Here is a 15,489-nt window from a genome sequence, read left to right as displayed (position 1 = left end):
GAAAAAGGGAGAAGGGCGAGTCTATCAGGTTTGCCCCCGCTCGGCATGACGTTCCTACCCCCTCAAAAGGGGGAGGTGCCCGGCGGCTCAGCCACCTTGGGGATCAAGCTTTCGGTCATGTCGGCGCGCTGCGCGGATCACTCCCCCCAGCCAGAGCAGCCAGGCCAGCAACGAGATGGCGTAACCGAGCCGCTCCGGCCAGCGGGCGGTGAGGGTAAAGGTGAGGCTGTGTTGTCCGGCAGGCACCCAGACCTGCACCAGCCCGTTGCGGGTGCTGCTGACGCTCAGCGGCAGGCGCTGGTCGAGCCTTGCCTGCCAGCCCGGGTAATCAAACTGGTGCAGGATCAGTTTGGCGGGCGCTGGGGCATCCACCGTCAATTCGATATGACGAGGCTGCCAGCGCTGGATCTGCCAGTTCACCCCCTGATGGTCGCTGGTGATGGCGGGCTGGAATTCCTCTTTCCAGGCCAGCAGGGTGGGGGCAAACATGCCGCGTGGCACCTGCTTTGGACGGTATTCGCGGGCGCTGCGCTTGCTGTCGAACTCCCCGTCGAGCTGACTCTTTACGGGAGCCTGGGTGAGCGGCGCCTCGCGTACATAGAGTCCCTGCGAGAGCAGGGTGAGGGCAAGTAGTAGCCACCAGACCCACTGCCACGGGCGATAGGTGGGGGTACCCAGCGCCACTACGGCGACGGTAGCGATGACCAGCAGCAGATTGAGGCGCCAGGGAAATTGCACCAGTTGCAACGGAGTGAGCAGGCGCCACAGGGGCTCGCTTGGTGGCAGCATCATCAGAAAGCTCAGGGTGCCAATGACCCCCCAGAGCAGCAACTCGGGATGGCGCGGCTCGCGGGCGGCCGCCCAAGCTACCAGCAGCAGAGCCAGGGTGAGCAGCGTCAGCCAGGCGAGATGGCCGCGAAAGCGCCAGTCATCACGGCTTTGGGGCAAACGATCGAGAAAGTTGCGCTGAAACTCGAACATGCCGGTGCGCATCTGCTCCATGGAGATCCCCCCCTGATCCAGCAGAGCGGGCAGCAGCAACAGGCTGGCCATCGCCAACCCCCAGAGCTGGCCCAGCAGGGTGCCGATAAGCGGGGAGGCGGTGACAGGGACACTGACAAGCGCTGTGCTCCCCTTGTAGCGCCAGACCAGCAGCAGGCTGCGCAGGGTGAGCAAGCCCAGAATGAGCAGGGTGCTTGGTAGATGGGAAAGCGTCAGCATGGAGACGGCCAGTGCGAGCAGCAGTAGCGCAAAGGGGGCGCCGCGGCAGAGGCGATCCTGCGCCAGCAGTGCCAGCGGTGCCCAGACGAAGGCCCAGCTCTCCGCCAGGGCAAAGCGGGCGTAGATATCGATGGCCAGATGATAGGGCAGCGCCATATAGAGCAAACTGGCCGCCAGCGCCCGTCCGTGGCCGGCAAAGGGGCGCAACCAGAGATAGGCAAACAGGCCGGAGAGCCAGAGTGCCACGCTGCTGCTCCAGAGCAGCGGCGTCATCGCCTCGTGGGCCAGTGGGGTGGGGCCGGCGAACAGGGCGCTCACATAGTAGGGCAAGGAGGGATAGAAGAAAAAGACCGGGCTGCCGAAGGCGCCGTTCATCTCCATCAACCAGCGCGGATAGAGCTCACCTTGCCACAGTTGCACGGCAAAGAAGTGACCGGAGAGCAGGTGGTGAAACAGATCATGGCCCTGACTGCCGCCACGCAGCCAGAATGGCAGCAACAGGAGGGCACAGGCCCCGGTCAGCACCGACAAAACCCACAGCCACTCTCTGGTTACACGCATAAGGAGACTCGTCTGTTATGGATGCGCAGTGAGTGTACCCGAGTTGTTCCCCTCTTTTTTAGTTGCCTTGGCGGATTTTTGCGCTCTTTCTGTGTTTCTTGTCACTTTTGCCATGGGTTGTCTGCCGCGAGGGAATGGCGAGCCAGAGGCCGGGCTCGGCGGCAAAGCGCGGGGCAAACCAGTGCTGGCGCACCGCAGTGGGCATTTCGTTCGCGTCGATGGGGCGGCGACTGAGGCGGCAGGCTCCCCGAGAGAGCGCCAGCGCCGCATCCCCCTTGTACCAGCCATCGGTGACGGCCAAGGCTGTGGTCTCCCGCAGCAGCCGCACGCCCCACTGGGTCACCAGCGCTGGGCAGCTTTTCTCTGCGAGCCTTGCCGCCTGCACCATGGCGGGCGGATGGGGCAGGGTGCAGGTCGCGCCGAGCAGCAGCAATCCGGCGACCGCGACCACCCACTCGCCACGACGTGGCAGCCAGCCTGCCAGCAGAACTATGCCAAGCAGTGTAATGGGCGCCAGATGGCGGGGATTGTCGGGATTCTGGCCAAACAGGGTCCAGAGCAGCAGGGCGAGCCAGTAGAGTGTCCAGAGCGGGGGGAGGGCGGCAGGGTGGTTTTTTGATCTTTGCCAAAGCGGCAGTACCAGCAGCGCCCCAACAGCCAAGGGCCAAAGCGGGGTGAGCTGATCGTTGAAGGTGCGCGCCCAGCTGAGCAGCCGATCGCCGTGGGCCGCTGCCGTGTTGCCCCACAGGGTAAAGTGGCCATCGGTAAAGCGCCGCCCCTCGCTGAAGTAGGCCCAGCCATCGGCCTGCCAGACAAAGAGCAGGCTGATAAGCCCCACCAGCACGATGGGGAGAACAAACCTGACGCGCGTGCCCTGCTGCGCCAGCCCGAGCCACAGGGGCAGCAGCGCCAGCACAAAATAGGAGGGGCGCAGTGCCAGCATAAGTCCCAGTAACAGACCCGCCAGCGCAATTCTGCGCTGTTGCAAGGCCAGCAGCGACCCGAGCCAGGCGGCGAGCGCTGGCCCGTCCGAAAGGCCGGAGAGCGCCAGCGTCGGGGTGAGCGGCAGTGCCAGCACCAGTAGCCAGACGGGTGCCAAAAGGTTTGGCCGTTGCCACAGCCTGACCGCCAGCAAGGCGGCGAGCGGTGCCAGCAAACTGCTCCCGAGCAGGCTTGCCCACTGCACCGCACGTGCCGGATCGTCTACCAGCAGATTGATCAGCCGCGCCAGCCAGATAAAGGCGGGGTAGCCCGGAAAGTGGGGGGAGAACTCCAGCACGCTAAAGTGCGTCACCCCGTGGGCGAAATTGAGGGCATCGTCGGAATCGAGGGCTACCGGAAAGGCCAGCAGCCAGCAAAGCCAGGCCAGTTGCAGCAGAATGAGCAGCCAAATGGTGGTGGAGCAGGGGGAAGACCAACGCCGAGCCATTACCTTACCCCTCATCCCCAGCCCTTCTCCCGCAAGGGGAGAAGGGGGCAAACCAGCGTCCGGGTGCATTTATCGGCAGGCCGTGCGTAGGGTGGGTAGAGCGCAGCGAAACCCACCGTTTGTCAGAGCGAGGTGGCGCAATGATTGGCAGGTTGCCATCAAAGCGGCGCCAGCACGGCCATCAGCGCTTTTTCTGCATCGCTAAAGGCGGCGGCGTCGGCGGGCTTGGCGCCCACCCCGAATACCCCCGGGTTACCGATGGCATCGAGCACCCTGGCCAGCGCCTGTTCGGCCGCCTTGCGATCTCCTTCATTGAGTGATGGGAGGATCAAGTCGAGGAAGCGCTTGCTCTTGACCACCAGCACCTTGGCGGTCTGGTAGTCGCCAAGATTCTGGCTGGCCCCTTCGAGGCGGCGCTCGATCTCCGCCTTGTAGGCGCGGTTGAGCAGGGCGGCGGTGGTGGCAGCGTCTTTGGCCTTGATGGCGGCGGCCAGCGGCCCTTGCAGTTCCACCTTGTGGTGCTGTTCCAGATAGGTCAGCTCGTCGGCAATCTCGCTCAAGGTGGTGCTGGCATCCTTGCCGTCAGTGGCGGCGCCCAGCAGCGCTTCGCGGGCGTCGATCAGTGGCTCCTTGCCGGCGGCGGCGTAGGAGTAAGCCTGCGCCTGCCCGCTCAGGGCCAGCAGCAGGGTGAGGGCGAGTAAACCCGGGCGGATGGTCATCCTGTTCTCCTTACTTATGCCAATGGCGCGGCACTCAGGCCACGCTCTGGGTTTCGATCACGGTATTTTCGTTGCGATGGTTAAAGATGGCATGACGTCTGTCCACCCCGTCGAGCACCATGTCGGCGGCCATCATACCCATCTCCATGGCGGTGTCGGTGAAGATGTAGCGGAATGTCCCCTGACGGCCGGTCATGATGAGGTTGGTGATGGGCATCAGCGCCTTGATCGCTTCGTTTCGACGGGCCTGATAGCCCAAATCCATCAGCGGATAGGCGTATTCGCTGCGCGCTTCAAAAGTTTCATCGCCAAGCTTGGCGGTATCGACACCGAGACTCGCGAGATCAGTGGTAACCCGACCGCGCAGATCAGAGAGCGGCGCCTGCCAGGTGGTATCCCCCGGATTGCAGGGGATCTCCAGCATCACCGAGGTCTGGCCCTGGGGCGCCATAAAGGGGCTGCGGCGGCGCGGCTCCTGCAAACGAGTGGCCAGAATATGGGGATCGGAGAGGTACTGCCAGGTGTTGTCCGACAGGTTCTCTGTTTTAAGCGGCATATTGACGAAGCGAAGCGACCGGTATTGGAGATCGCACGGCAAGCCCAGATGCTGGCAGGTGAGCGGCAGCGGCAGGGTGGAGATCACCTGATCAAAGCGTTCGCTCTGTTCAACGTCATCTTGTTTCCAATACACCCGTTCGATGCGGCCATCAACCTGCTCAAGGCGGGTGATGGTAGCGCCAGTTTTGAGCTCAACGCCCTCTGCCACCAGTCGCTCCCCCAGAGTAGTGAAGATCTGGCCGAAGCCATATTTGGGGTAGCGGTATTTGCGGGCATAGGTGCGCACCGAGATACTGCCGTTGCGTCTTGGCAGCATGCGGCGGGCCACGTCTTTCAAATCGATGAGGCTGATGCGCTGACCGGCCCAGTCAGCGGAGAGCTTGTCCGGATTGATGCCCCACAGCTTGCCTGTGTAACCCTCGAAGAATTGGCGATAGAGGGTGCGACCAAAGTGGCTCTGGATCCACTCGGCAAAGCTTGCCTTGGCAAAATCGTCCGGCTTCTTGCTAAATGGCAACAGCAGTAAGTCTTTCACCGCCCCGGCCATCAGGGCGAGCGGCGCCGTCTTGAGCAGGTTGGGCAGGTTCAGGGGGTAGTCATAGGTGCGCCCGCCAAAGCGGATGACGCTCTTGCGCTCGGCGTGGAGCAGGTCGTCCCCCATCAGCTCGTCGATAAAGGCGAGCAGCTCGGGGTTCTTGGTGATAAAGCGGTGGCCGCCGTAGTCGAAGCGATATTCCCCATCGCGCCCCTTGAAGGTCTGGGTGGCGCACATGCCGCCGACCACCGGCTCCTGCTCGAACAGGGTGACGGCAAAACCGGCGCGGCGCAGGCGCCAGGCCGCCATCAAACCGGCGGGGCCGGCACCCAGCACTGCAATGCTTTTCTTGTTGTTATCGCTCATGACCTATTCCGAAACTGCTTGATAGATAAGGGAACCGCGCCAAGGCGCGGCTCCCGAATGGTGTTATTAACCCGTGGCCTTGTTGCCACATGGTGAGTTGGCTCAGCCTTTGCCAGTCGCGGCGCTTACCTGCGGGCGGTAGCTGCGTTGCCAGAGGGTAACGAAGATCGCCAGATAGAGGGCCCAGGTCAGCAGCTGCAAGCCAGCGGGTGAGGCATTGTAGCCAAACAGGGCGCGCAGGAAGGTACCAAATACCCCCTGATCATCGAGAATGTGGCTGATGTCGAACACCGGCGTGGTCCAGAAGGTGATGATCTCTGCCGCCTGCAACATGTTGACGGCGGACGACAGCAGACCTGCGGCGATGATGATGATAAGCAGGCCGGTCCAGCGGAAGAAGGGGGCCAGCGCCACCTTGCGGGTGGAGCGCAGCAGCCCCCACACCAGCGCGATGGAGACCAGCAGCCCCGCCAGCGCGCCCATCAGGCCTGATTGCAGATCCACCCCTTGGCCCGAGTAGAGCAGAGCGGAGAAGAAGAGCACGGTTTCAAACCCTTCGCGCATCACCGCTAGGAAGGCGAGCAGCACCAGACCAAACAGGTTGCCGCCATCGATGGCTGCATCGATGCGCGCCGTCATGGCCCCCACCTGGGATTTGGCCTGTTTTTGCATCCAGATCGCCATATATGTGAGCACCAAGGTGGCGAAGATGAGGATCCCCGCCATCAAGAGGTGGTTGTAGCGCTCGCTCTCGAACTGGCTCACCACGACCTGGAACAGGAAGGCGACGATCAGGGAGGCGATAAGGCCGAGCCCCACCCCCAGATAGATGAATTTGTTGTAGCGGCTCGCCCCCAGCTTGGCGAGGTAGGAGAGGCAGATGCCGACCAGCAGGAAGGCTTCCAGCCCCTCGCGCAGAGTAATGAGAAAGCTTGCAAACATCAGGATTGAGGCTCCGTAGCGGGCGTGACGGGGAGAGGCTGCAAGGTAAGTTGCAACCGATTTAGCTGCACTATGGGTGGCTCCGGCAAGCTCGGCTCGGCGGCGCGCACCGCATCATTGACCCACTTGGGGTAGGTGCGGAAATTGAGTTTGATATCGGCCTTGAAGGGCCCTTGGGCTTCTGCGGGCAGCGACCAGACTTCATCGCGCCAGCCATCGGCCGGAATGCGGGTATCTTCCAGCAGTTTGGCGTAGCGCCAGAACTTGAGCCCCACCGGCTTGCCCTCGGCATCACCGAACACTTTTCTGAACAGTCGCGCATCCTCAGGGACTGCACCATCCACCGGCTGGCCGCTGGCAAGCACCACCTTGCCGGTGGCGTCGGTGACGGTCAGCTCCAGCCAGAGTTCACGAAAATCGGCCACTCCGGTGGGCAGGGCATGGCCCGCGCCGGTATTGGCGACCCGCACCACCAGCTGCTGACAATCGGCCGTCGGTTCGATACGGGCGGAGAGTGTCGCGCTGGAGCGCAGCAGGGCCAGACTCTCCTGTTCAAGGTCGGGATTGCGCAGCCCCACCAGCTGGTGCTGGGCGCCGGTAAAGTTGTGGCGATAGAGCCGCGCCTTCATGGTGCCGTTTTCGGTGGACTGGCCCGCCACCGGCGCACCGCCATTGCCCGGCTCCGGGTTCATATGGCAGTCGATACAGGTGCGCCGCTTGGCGGGATCCTCGGCCTTGGCGAAGCTGGACTTTTCCCACTCGTCCCAGGTGTTGACGATGTTGGCACCAGTGCCCGGAGCAAACTCGTTGTGGCACGACTTGCACAGGGCCGCATCGCGGTAGAAATCCTTCTGATAGGAGGCTTTATGGGCTGCCGGACGGGCGTTGATCTGCCGCTCGGCCAGCCAGTGCTGGAGGCTGCCGCCCGGGGCATCCTCGAACACATAGCTCTCGCGGTCTTTCAAATTCACGGTAAAGGCGCTGTTGCCGCCCGCATCTTCTACCTTGGTGATGCGATGGCAGAGCACGCAGCCGGTCCCTTCCTCCACCACAGGTTCGCCCGCCTTGTGGGCGGCAATCAGCGAGGCGCCACCCTGCTCGAACATGTGGGAGCCCTTGGGCAGATCCAGCTGGCCTGTCATCACCTGCTGGGGCATGTGGCAGCCCTGACACCACTGACCGAACGCTTCGCCCTCGGTTTCGCGGGCCAGCGCCTGTACCACCTTGTAGTAGGGGTGGGAGTTGCCCATCAGCCGGTGGTTGCTCTCGCTCCAATCTTTGAAGGCCTGTTGGTGGCAGTTCTGGCAGGAGGCGGAGTTGAGCCACTCTTTCGGGTGAGTGGTCGGCGCCTTGGCGGGATCCGTGCGCGGGGCATCGAGTCGCAGCCAGTTGGCGAGATAGGGGAGGTTGCCATCGGCGGTGACGAAGGCGTGTAAGTCCTCCATCATCGCTTTCACTTCCGGCTGGGGCTTCGCGGGGTCAACTGCCTCGGCCCCATCGCGGGTGTCATGGCCCATGCCGCCCTGGGTCTGCTGGGTCATGCGCAGGTATTCGCCGACAAAATCCCCCGCCACCATGTTGGTGAGGTTGGCGTGGCCGTTGATGGCGTTGTCGCCGCTCTTCTGGCGATGGGCCGCCATCAGATAGCGGTTGGTGAAATTGAACCCGTCCAGATGGCAGGAGTTGCAGCTCATCCAGTTGTCTCCCGCCATGGGGAAGCGTGAGTTGGACGCTGTGTTACCAAGGTTGAATAGCCGCTCGCCACGCTGAAGCGGCGCGGGGCGCGGATCCGTCTCTACCAGCTTGGCGAAGTGGGGCACATCGACCGTGACTCGGGCAAACGGGCCGCTGCCGCCACTATTGAGGCGGGTAAGATCCTGCCCCATGGCGTTGTGCACCAGAATATGGTCACCGTCGATCAGCAAGTCCCGCGGATTCTGGCCCGGCAGGTGGCGCAAGAGCTGGGTCGCCTTGGCGCCCCCCTGAAACTTCTTGCGGCGGTGGCGGTTGTTGTTGGATTTGCCGCTGCGGGAGAGATCGAACACCAGCAGATCTTCCGAGCCCGCAAGGGTCAGATAGACCCGCTTGCCGTCGGCGGCAAAGCGTGCAGCAAACGGGTTAGAGACGATCTGGCTGCGGTTGCCGACGCTTGGCAGGTTGATCTGCAAAAAGAGCTGTTTTCTTTCATCGACCCGCTCTTTCTCCTCATCGAGATCGATGATGGAGACGGCCGGAAAGACGGTGCTTTGGAACTGGAAGGGGTGGCTGAAGCTCCACAGTACATGGGGCAGCCAGGCCTCGCTGCCATCGGGGGAGAGGGCGATGCCATCGAGCAGGCGCGGCAAGCCCTGGGAGTCGCTCGGCGTGTCGCTGTGGGTCTCGGCCAGGGTGATGAGTTTGGGCTTGGGCAGGGTAGCCCCCTTAGCGTTCTTCTCAAGCTTGGCGAGATCATAGATGGCGAGCTGGCCTGTCATGGCGTGGGTGAGCAGCAGGCGATCGTCGTCGGTCAGGGCTAGTCCACGGGGAGTCTCGGCGGTTTCTGCATCCAGCTGGAGGTTGCCCGCGGTGTCGTAGGCCTGCAGGCGAGCGGATTCGAACAGCGTCACCCAGAACCACTGCCGTTTGGCATCGAAGATGACCCCGTAGGGTCTATGGCCGGTGGGGATCGCCTTTTCCAGATCGAGATCATCATCCAGCAGCAGCAGGCGATCGCCGCTGTAGTCGGTGACCAGCAGGGTGCCGTCATCGGCGCGGGCCAGCTGGCGCAGATCGCCCCCCAGCGGCACCTCTTTGAGGCGCTTTCCGCTATCGCGCTCCAGCAGGGTGACGGAACCTGCGCTCAGGTTGGCGGTGACGAGGCGCGGGGCGCTTCCCTCCTCATAGGCGAGCAGCCCTGAACTCATCTGCTGGGCCAACGCAAAGGGGCTGGCCAGCAGCAGGAGGAGGGCCAGCAGGGGTGACAAATATGCAGAAAACGATGACTTCAACATGGGATCAGGAGCGCCATTTCAAGATGGTCCAGCGCCAGGCGTGGCGCAGCACCAGAGGAGTTAACGCCAACGCGCTCAGCCAGTGGGCCCAGCTGGCGAGGTTGCCCATGGCATCGCCCGGAGTGCCGTGCAGCACCAGCAGCAGGCCGCTGGCCAGACAGATCAGCAGCAGGGCTTCAATAATCCGCCCCGTGGTGCGCAAAAAGGGTTTGTTGCTGCGGTTCAACAAGCTGCGATGGGAGAGCCAGAAGGCGCCAAACAGCAGCGGGAACAGGGTGAGCGAGAGCATCACATGCAAGAACAGATTCCAGCGCGCCAGCGACCAGAGCGGGGTCAGCGGCTCCCACAACAGTAGGCCGGAGAAGAACATCAGATAGAGGGTACCCTCGGCGGCCTGATGGTGGTAGGCCAGCCACTGCCAGAATTGTCGGGGTGAGAGAGAAAGGCTTGTCATAAAGGCTCCAGCACCCGGGCGGGGCAGCCCGGGGGGAGCAAGTTTATAACGCAGTAAGAGTAATGAAAAGTGTTATCAATTCCATTGATAATGAATCAAGCCTGAATGAACGGGGTGACCTAACACGGCTATTGATAATCCCTTATCCGCTTGGCCGCCACCTATGGGGCGAGAGTGCGGGCGCAGCCGCTCCTCGACAACGGGGCCGCTTGCGGCTCGGGGTTATGATCGCGCGTCTGGCTTGTTGTGGGTGTTCAGCTCACCAAGAGGCTTTTTATATTTATTTCAATTGATTGCAGCTAAAGCTTGGCTAGATGTTCGACTCCTGATGAGGATCATCAGCAGCATATTCCCGTAGCTGGCGACTGCGCAGCAGATACCAGAGTGACCAGAGGCTGGCGACCAGCACTAGTGCGGTGGGCCAGCTGAACGACCACTTTTGCAGATTGAGGCTGTGCAATTGCATCAGCAGGCCGCTGACGGCAGAGCAGAGTAGCAGTAGCGGGCTGTGGCGACGGAGTCTGGCGCGAATGCTCTGGGTCTGCTGATAGGTGCCCCCGCAGGCGAGCAACGCCAGCATGGCGGGTACGTCGGTCAGCAGGCTGATGTAGAGGGTGATCTTGTCCGGATAGAAGAGGGTCAGGATCTCGCTGCCGCTCTCGCGGGTGACCCCTGCCATCAGAAAGAGCCAGACCGAGCGGGTCAGCAACAGGGCGATGGGCCAGAACCAGAGGGGCGGGCGCAACTGGCCGTGATCGTCATATCGGTGTTCGGGGTAGAGGGTCATGGTTGCCCGTTATCCACTTGAATTGAGTGATGAAGGGGATATGGGGCGACGAAGTGCCCTTTGCAAGGCGTTGGGTGTGGCGCAAATTAATCGGGGGGCCATGCCCCCCAATCCGTTTCTTCAGATATCGCAGCGCGCGTCGGCGGCGTTACAGCCAGCCTTTGCGCTTGAAGAAGAGGCCGGTGCCGAGCGATGACATCACCATCAGCACCAGTGACATGGGATAACCATACTCCCAGGCGAGCTCCGGCATGCGGCCAAAGTTCATGCCGTAGATACTGGCGATCAGGGTCGGCGGCAGGAAGATCACGGCGGCTACCGAGAAGATCTTGATCACCTTGTTCTGCTCCAGATTGGTCACCCCCATGGAGGCCTCCAGCTGGAAGTTGATCTTGTCGAACAGGAACTGGGTGTGGGGCAACAGGGATTCCACGTCGTGCAGCATCTCGTCGATCCACTTGTTCTGCTCAAGGCTCATGCGCTGGCGCAGGCTGCGTTTGAGGAAACGCAGGGCGCGGCGGGTATCGTGCAGAGAGAGACGGATCTGGCCGTTGGCCTCTTCCTGTGCCATCAACTCTTTCAGCATGGGGTTGATCTGATCCGGCTCGAAGATCTGATCGGCGGTGTTTTCCAAGGTCTTGTAACCATCTTCGATAAGGTCGGAGAGGTACTCCACCTTGAGGTTTTGCACCTCCAGCAGGATGTCGAGGGCATCCTCCACCTCCAGCCGATCCTGGCGCATATAGTGACGTAGCAGGCGCACCAGCCCGATGTCATCTTCGCGAATGCTGATCAGCAGGTTGTTGCGCAGGGTAAAGGAGACGTGGACACCCTTGGTGTCACGACCGATCCGCTGGGGAAACAGGGAGTGAATGTGCAGACCATCGGTATCCCAGTAAAAACGGGCGGATGCTTCGATGTCGTCGAGCTCTTCCTTGTCGGGGACCTCTTCCAGGAACAGGCCCGTCAACCATTCTCGCTCTGCCGTGTCCGGCTTGTAGGCATCCAGCCAGACCGTGTTGTCAGGTACTATGTCGTCAGGCCCGAGCGTGACTATGTCCAGCACCTTGTTGTTGAGAATGTAGGCGGTGATCATCTGTCCCCCCTTAAAAAGTCATGGGTAATCAGGGATGGTTGCACAGGTCATGCGGCCTTAGATCGCTGCAGAAGGCGATCCCGTGGATAAGCAGATCGGGCCGATGGAAAACCTGAATGCGGCGAACTATACAGGGGCGGGCCGCGCTTGTCAGGGGCTATTCATCAGGGATTCAGCTTGTTTGTTCAAAAAAACAGCGAGGTCGGATCACCTGAGCGGCTATGCGGGGTAGAACCCAGCCTTTGGCTGGGGGAGGGCTAGCTGGGGCTGCTTGTTGCCGCTGCCCCGCTTCATCACATATTCGGATAATTGGGCCCGGAGCCCCCCTGTGGCGGCGTCCAGATAATGTTTTGACTGGGGTCCTTGATATCGCAGGTTTTGCAGTGGATGCAGTTGGCGGCGTTGATCTGCAGTTTGGCCGCACCTTCCATTTCAAGCACTTCAAACACCCCTGCCGGGCAGTAGCGTTGGGCGGGTTCGGCCCAGGTGGGCAGATTGACCTCGACCGGAATGCGCTCGTCCTGCAGCTTGAGGTGGCAAGGCTGATCCTCGTCGTGACTGGTGTTGGCCAGATACACAGACGAGAGCTTGTCAAAGCTCAGTCTGCCATCGGGTTTGGGGTAATGGATGGGCTCGCAGCGGCTGGCCACGCGCAGCTGACGGTAGTCGTGCGCCTTATCGAGCAGTTTGAAGGGCGAGTTTGCGCCAAACAGCCGTTGCTCCAGCCAGTTGAAGGCACCGCCCAACCAGGGACCATAGCGATGAAGAGCCGCGCCGAAGTTGCGCGCCGCCTTGAGTTCGCGGGCCAGCCAGCTCTGGTGCAGCTCGTCACCATACTGGGCCAGATCCCGGCCTCCCTCATCGCCCCCCCGCAGCGCCATCGCGACGGTTTTTGCCGCCAGCATCCCCGATTTCATGGCGGTGTGGATCCCCTTGATGCGGGAAAAGTCGAGAGTGCCCGCATCACAACCGATCAGCAGGCCGCCCGGGAAGTGCATGCGGGGCAGGGCGTGCCAGCCCCCCTTGGTGATGGCGCGGGCGCCATAGCTGATGCGCTCCCCATCTTGCAACACGCCGGCGATAAGCGGGTGATGCTTGAGGCGCTGGAATTCGTCGAACGGGCTGAGCCAGGGATTCTGGTAGTTGAGATCGACAATCAGCCCGACCGCGACCTGATCCTCCTTCATGTGATAGAGGTAGAAACCGCCGTGACTATTGCCGCCACCCTGCTTGCCGAGGGGCCAGCCACTGCCGTGCAGCACCTGTCCTGCTTTGCCTTGGCCAGCGGGAAGCTGCCATAGCTCCTTGAAGCCGATGGCATAGTGCTGGGGCTGGGCAGGGCTTGCCAGATTGAATGTGGCGATCAGCTGCTTGCCGAGATGACCGCGGGCCCCCTCGGCAAAGAGGGTGTAGCGGCCGAGAAGCGCCATGCCGGGCACATGATCAGCTTTTGGATTGCCCGCGCGATCTAGCCCCAGATCGCCGGTGATGACACCCTTGACCCGGCCCGCTTCCATGATAAGTTCGCTGGCGGTAAATCCCGGGTATATTTCGACTCCCAGTTTTTCCGCCTGCAGGCCGAGCCAGCGGCAGAGATTGCCTAGGCTGACGATGTGACAGCCCTCATTGTGCATTCGGGGCGGCACCGCCCAGGCGGGGAGTTGCAGAGAGTGTTGCTCGCTTTGCAGCAGATGAACCTGATCGTCGCTGACCGGCACGCCGAGCGGCGCTTGCTGCCAGCAATCCGGCAGCAGCTCTTGCAAGGCAACGGGGTCAAACAGGGCGCCGGAGAGCAGATGGGCGCCAATTTCCGCTCCCTTCTCCAGCAGACAGACAGAGAGAGTGGCATCCTGCTGTTTCAGGGCGATGGCTGCAGTGAGCCCCGCCGGACCGCCGCCGACGATGACGACATCAAATTCCATTGCTTCCCGTTCCATCTTGCCTCTGCGCTCTGGTTGGCCTAGGGTAATGCTGGTAGTTTACGTAAACGTAAAGCTGTTGTAAGCAAAACTGAGCAAGAAAAAGCAAAAAATCAGGGAAGAGCGTACTGCAACAAACGCAGAGGCACACTAATGAATTCAATCCAAAGAGACGAGGCATGACCCCATGAAGCTGCTGGTCGCGATCAAACGGGTAGTCGACTACAACGTCAAGATCCGGGTGAAGGGAGACGGCTCCGACGTGGAGCTCGCCAATGTGAAGATGGGGATCAACCCCTTTTGTGAAATTGCGGTGGAGGAGGGGGTCAGGCTGCGGGAAGCCGGGGTTGCCAGCGAGCTGGTGGTGGTGACCTTTGGCCCTGACGCTGCCGCCGAGCAACTGCGCCATGGGCTGGCGCTGGGGGCGGATCGGGCGCTGCATTATGTCACCGATGAGACGCTCGCCCCGCTGACTGTTGCCCGCGCCTTGCACAAGGTGTGTGAGCAGGAGCAGCCGGATCTGGTGCTGCTCGGCAAGCAGTCCATCGATTCTGACAACAATCAGGTGGCTCAGATGCTGGCTGCCCTCAATGAGTGGCCGCTGGCGACCTGCGCGTCAGCCCTCAAGGTGGAAGCGGGAGAACTGCTGGTGACCCGCGAAATCGACGGTGGCCTCGAGACCCTCGGCATGCCGTTGCCTGCGGTGGTAAGCGCCGATCTGCGTTTGAATGAACCGCGTTTTGCCTCGCTGCCGAACATCATGAAGGCCAAGCGCAAGCCGCTTGATAGCGCTCCGTTCTCGACACTCGCCGTTGAGGTGGCCAACCAGACCCGTTTGCTCGGGGTGATGGCGCCGCCAGCCCGCAGCGCCGGGATCAAGGTGGGCTCGGTGGACGAGCTGGTGGACAAACTCAAACACGAAGCGAAGGTGCTGCCATGAGCGTGCTGATCATTGCCGAACATCATCAGAGCCATCTGGCCGACAACGTGGCACAACTGGTCACCGCCGCCGGATCCATCGGCGGTCAAGTTGACCTGCTGTTGCTGGGTCAGGGGCTGACCGAGGCGGGTGAACAGGCGGCAGCCCTCAGCGGTGTCGACAAGGTTCTGCTTGCCGAGCATCCCCTGCTGGCCGACGGGCTGCTGGATGGGGTGGACAAGCTGCTGGCCAGCTGGTGTCAGGGTTACAGCCACTGCCTGATGGCGGCGAGTGCCATGGGCAAGGCGCTGCTGCCACAGGTGGCGGCTCGCCTCGGGGTGGAGATGCTCTCCGAGGTGACGGCTATCGAGAGCAGCGACATCTTCCTGCGCCCCATCTATGCGGGCAATGCCATTGCCAGAGTGGCAAGCTCGGCGCCCGTCAAAGTGATGACGGTGCGGGCCACAGCCTTTGCCAAGGCGGCGACGGGCGGGCAGTCTCCCATCGAACGCTTGGCCGTGCCCGAATTCGCTGGTCGTACCCGGCTGGTCGAGCGCCGCGCGGTGCGCTCCAGCAGGCCCGAACTGACCGCCGCCCGGGTGGTGGTCTCCGGTGGCCGGGCACTGGGCTCCAAGACGCAGTTTGCTTTGATAGAAGCGCTGGCCGACAAGCTGGGCGCCGCCGTGGGGGCATCGCGAGCCGCTGTTGATGCGGGATATGTCGCCAACGATCTGCAGGTGGGGCAGACCGGCAAGGTGGTGGCGCCCGAGCTCTACATCGCGGTCGGCATTTCGGGCGCCATCCAGCATCTGGCGGGGATGAAGGAGTCGAAGGTGATCGTGGCCATCAACAAGGACAGCGACGCCCCCATCTTTCAGGTGGCGGACTACGGGCTGGTGGGGGATCTTTTCACTCTGCTGCCGGAGCTCACCGCCAAACTGTAAATTTGTCAGAAATGGCTGGGCTGTGGTCGTTTATGCGCTCTGCCCGCCA

General features: G+C 62.0%; 12 protein-coding genes. 2 read left to right on the top strand and 10 right to left on the bottom strand.

The features are described from left to right. Positions 1–87: 87 nt before the first annotated feature. From I6L44_RS07700 to I6L44_RS07655, 10 genes are all read right to left on the bottom strand, one after another. Complete coding sequence (locus I6L44_RS07700) at positions 88–1,782, bottom strand: hypothetical protein (protein WP_216953830.1); 1,695 nt, start codon at positions 1,780–1,782, stop codon at positions 88–90. A gap of 58 nt (positions 1,783–1,840) precedes the next feature. Continuing rightward, on the bottom strand, positions 1,841–3,211 hold the full coding sequence (locus I6L44_RS07695) for a hypothetical protein (protein WP_216953828.1): 1,371 nt from the start codon (positions 3,209–3,211) through the stop codon (positions 1,841–1,843). A 158-nt stretch (positions 3,212–3,369) separates the two neighbouring features. Continuing rightward, entirely contained in the window at positions 3,370–3,930 is a 561-nt protein-coding gene (locus tag I6L44_RS07690; RefSeq protein ID WP_216953826.1) for a hypothetical protein, read from the bottom strand. A 34-nt stretch (positions 3,931–3,964) separates the two neighbouring features. Continuing rightward, positions 3,965–5,389, bottom strand: coding sequence for an NAD(P)/FAD-dependent oxidoreductase (locus I6L44_RS07685; protein ID WP_216953823.1), 1,425 nt, complete (start codon positions 5,387–5,389; stop codon positions 3,965–3,967). A gap of 102 nt (positions 5,390–5,491) precedes the next feature. After that, complete coding sequence (locus I6L44_RS07680; RefSeq protein WP_201967649.1) at positions 5,492–6,331, bottom strand: FTR1 family protein; 840 nt, start codon at positions 6,329–6,331, stop codon at positions 5,492–5,494. Then, positions 6,331–9,321: a hypothetical protein gene (locus I6L44_RS07675; RefSeq protein WP_216953820.1), complete on the bottom strand. Its 2,991-nt coding sequence runs from the start codon at positions 9,319–9,321 to the stop codon at positions 6,331–6,333. Before I6L44_RS07675 ends, I6L44_RS07680 begins: the two co-directional genes overlap by 1 nt. A 4-nt stretch (positions 9,322–9,325) precedes the next feature. Continuing rightward, complete coding sequence (locus I6L44_RS07670; RefSeq protein ID WP_058056695.1) at positions 9,326–9,775, bottom strand: hypothetical protein; 450 nt, start codon at positions 9,773–9,775, stop codon at positions 9,326–9,328. Between the two features lie 310 nt (positions 9,776–10,085). Then, positions 10,086–10,562, bottom strand: a complete 477-nt coding sequence (locus I6L44_RS07665; RefSeq protein ID WP_216953818.1) for a DUF2919 domain-containing protein — start codon at positions 10,560–10,562, stop codon at positions 10,086–10,088. A gap of 148 nt (positions 10,563–10,710) precedes the next feature. After that, a complete protein-coding gene (gene corA / locus I6L44_RS07660) occupies positions 10,711–11,658 on the bottom strand; it encodes a magnesium/cobalt transporter CorA (protein ID WP_005337059.1) in 948 nt (315 codons plus the stop codon). Between the two features lie 293 nt (positions 11,659–11,951). Continuing rightward, positions 11,952–13,595: an electron transfer flavoprotein-ubiquinone oxidoreductase gene (locus I6L44_RS07655; RefSeq protein WP_216953816.1), complete on the bottom strand. Its 1,644-nt coding sequence runs from the start codon at positions 13,593–13,595 to the stop codon at positions 11,952–11,954. A gap of 169 nt (positions 13,596–13,764) precedes the next feature. On the opposite strand from I6L44_RS07655, the gene I6L44_RS07650 reads away from it, so the two are divergent. Together I6L44_RS07650 and I6L44_RS07645 are read left to right on the top strand one after the other, a co-directional pair. Further along, complete coding sequence (locus I6L44_RS07650; RefSeq protein WP_201950651.1) at positions 13,765–14,517, top strand: electron transfer flavoprotein subunit beta/FixA family protein; 753 nt, start codon at positions 13,765–13,767, stop codon at positions 14,515–14,517. Next, on the top strand, positions 14,514–15,440 hold the full coding sequence (locus I6L44_RS07645) for an electron transfer flavoprotein subunit alpha/FixB family protein (protein WP_216953814.1): 927 nt from the start codon (positions 14,514–14,516) through the stop codon (positions 15,438–15,440). Before I6L44_RS07650 ends, I6L44_RS07645 begins: the two co-directional genes overlap by 4 nt. The last annotated feature ends 49 nt before the right edge of the window (positions 15,441–15,489 follow it).

Source organism: Aeromonas sp. FDAARGOS 1414, from assembly GCF_019047065.1.
Classification (GTDB): Bacteria; Pseudomonadota; Gammaproteobacteria; order Enterobacterales; family Aeromonadaceae; genus Aeromonas; species Aeromonas veronii_A.
This window is presented reverse-complemented; position numbering and strand designations above follow the sequence as displayed.

Coding starts and splice junctions, on each gene's coding strand:
- I6L44_RS07690 (WP_216953826.1), bottom strand. CDS start 3,930: ATGACCATCCGCCCGGGTTTACTCGCCCTCACCCTGCTGCTGGCCCTG.
- I6L44_RS07695 (WP_216953828.1), bottom strand. CDS start 3,211: ATGGCTCGGCGTTGGTCTTCCCCCTGCTCCACCACCATTTGGCTGCTC.
- I6L44_RS07675 (WP_216953820.1), bottom strand. CDS start 9,321: ATGTTGAAGTCATCGTTTTCTGCATATTTGTCACCCCTGCTGGCCCTC.
- I6L44_RS07655 (WP_216953816.1), bottom strand. CDS start 13,595: ATGGAACGGGAAGCAATGGAATTTGATGTCGTCATCGTCGGCGGCGGT.
- I6L44_RS07650 (WP_201950651.1), top strand. CDS start 13,765: ATGAAGCTGCTGGTCGCGATCAAACGGGTAGTCGACTACAACGTCAAG.
- I6L44_RS07700 (WP_216953830.1), bottom strand. CDS start 1,782: ATGCGTGTAACCAGAGAGTGGCTGTGGGTTTTGTCGGTGCTGACCGGG.
- I6L44_RS07645 (WP_216953814.1), top strand. CDS start 14,514: ATGAGCGTGCTGATCATTGCCGAACATCATCAGAGCCATCTGGCCGAC.
- corA (WP_005337059.1), bottom strand. CDS start 11,658: ATGATCACCGCCTACATTCTCAACAACAAGGTGCTGGACATAGTCACG.
- I6L44_RS07680 (WP_201967649.1), bottom strand. CDS start 6,331: ATGTTTGCAAGCTTTCTCATTACTCTGCGCGAGGGGCTGGAAGCCTTC.
- I6L44_RS07685 (WP_216953823.1), bottom strand. CDS start 5,389: ATGAGCGATAACAACAAGAAAAGCATTGCAGTGCTGGGTGCCGGCCCC.
- I6L44_RS07670 (WP_058056695.1), bottom strand. CDS start 9,775: ATGACAAGCCTTTCTCTCTCACCCCGACAATTCTGGCAGTGGCTGGCC.
- I6L44_RS07665 (WP_216953818.1), bottom strand. CDS start 10,562: ATGACCCTCTACCCCGAACACCGATATGACGATCACGGCCAGTTGCGC.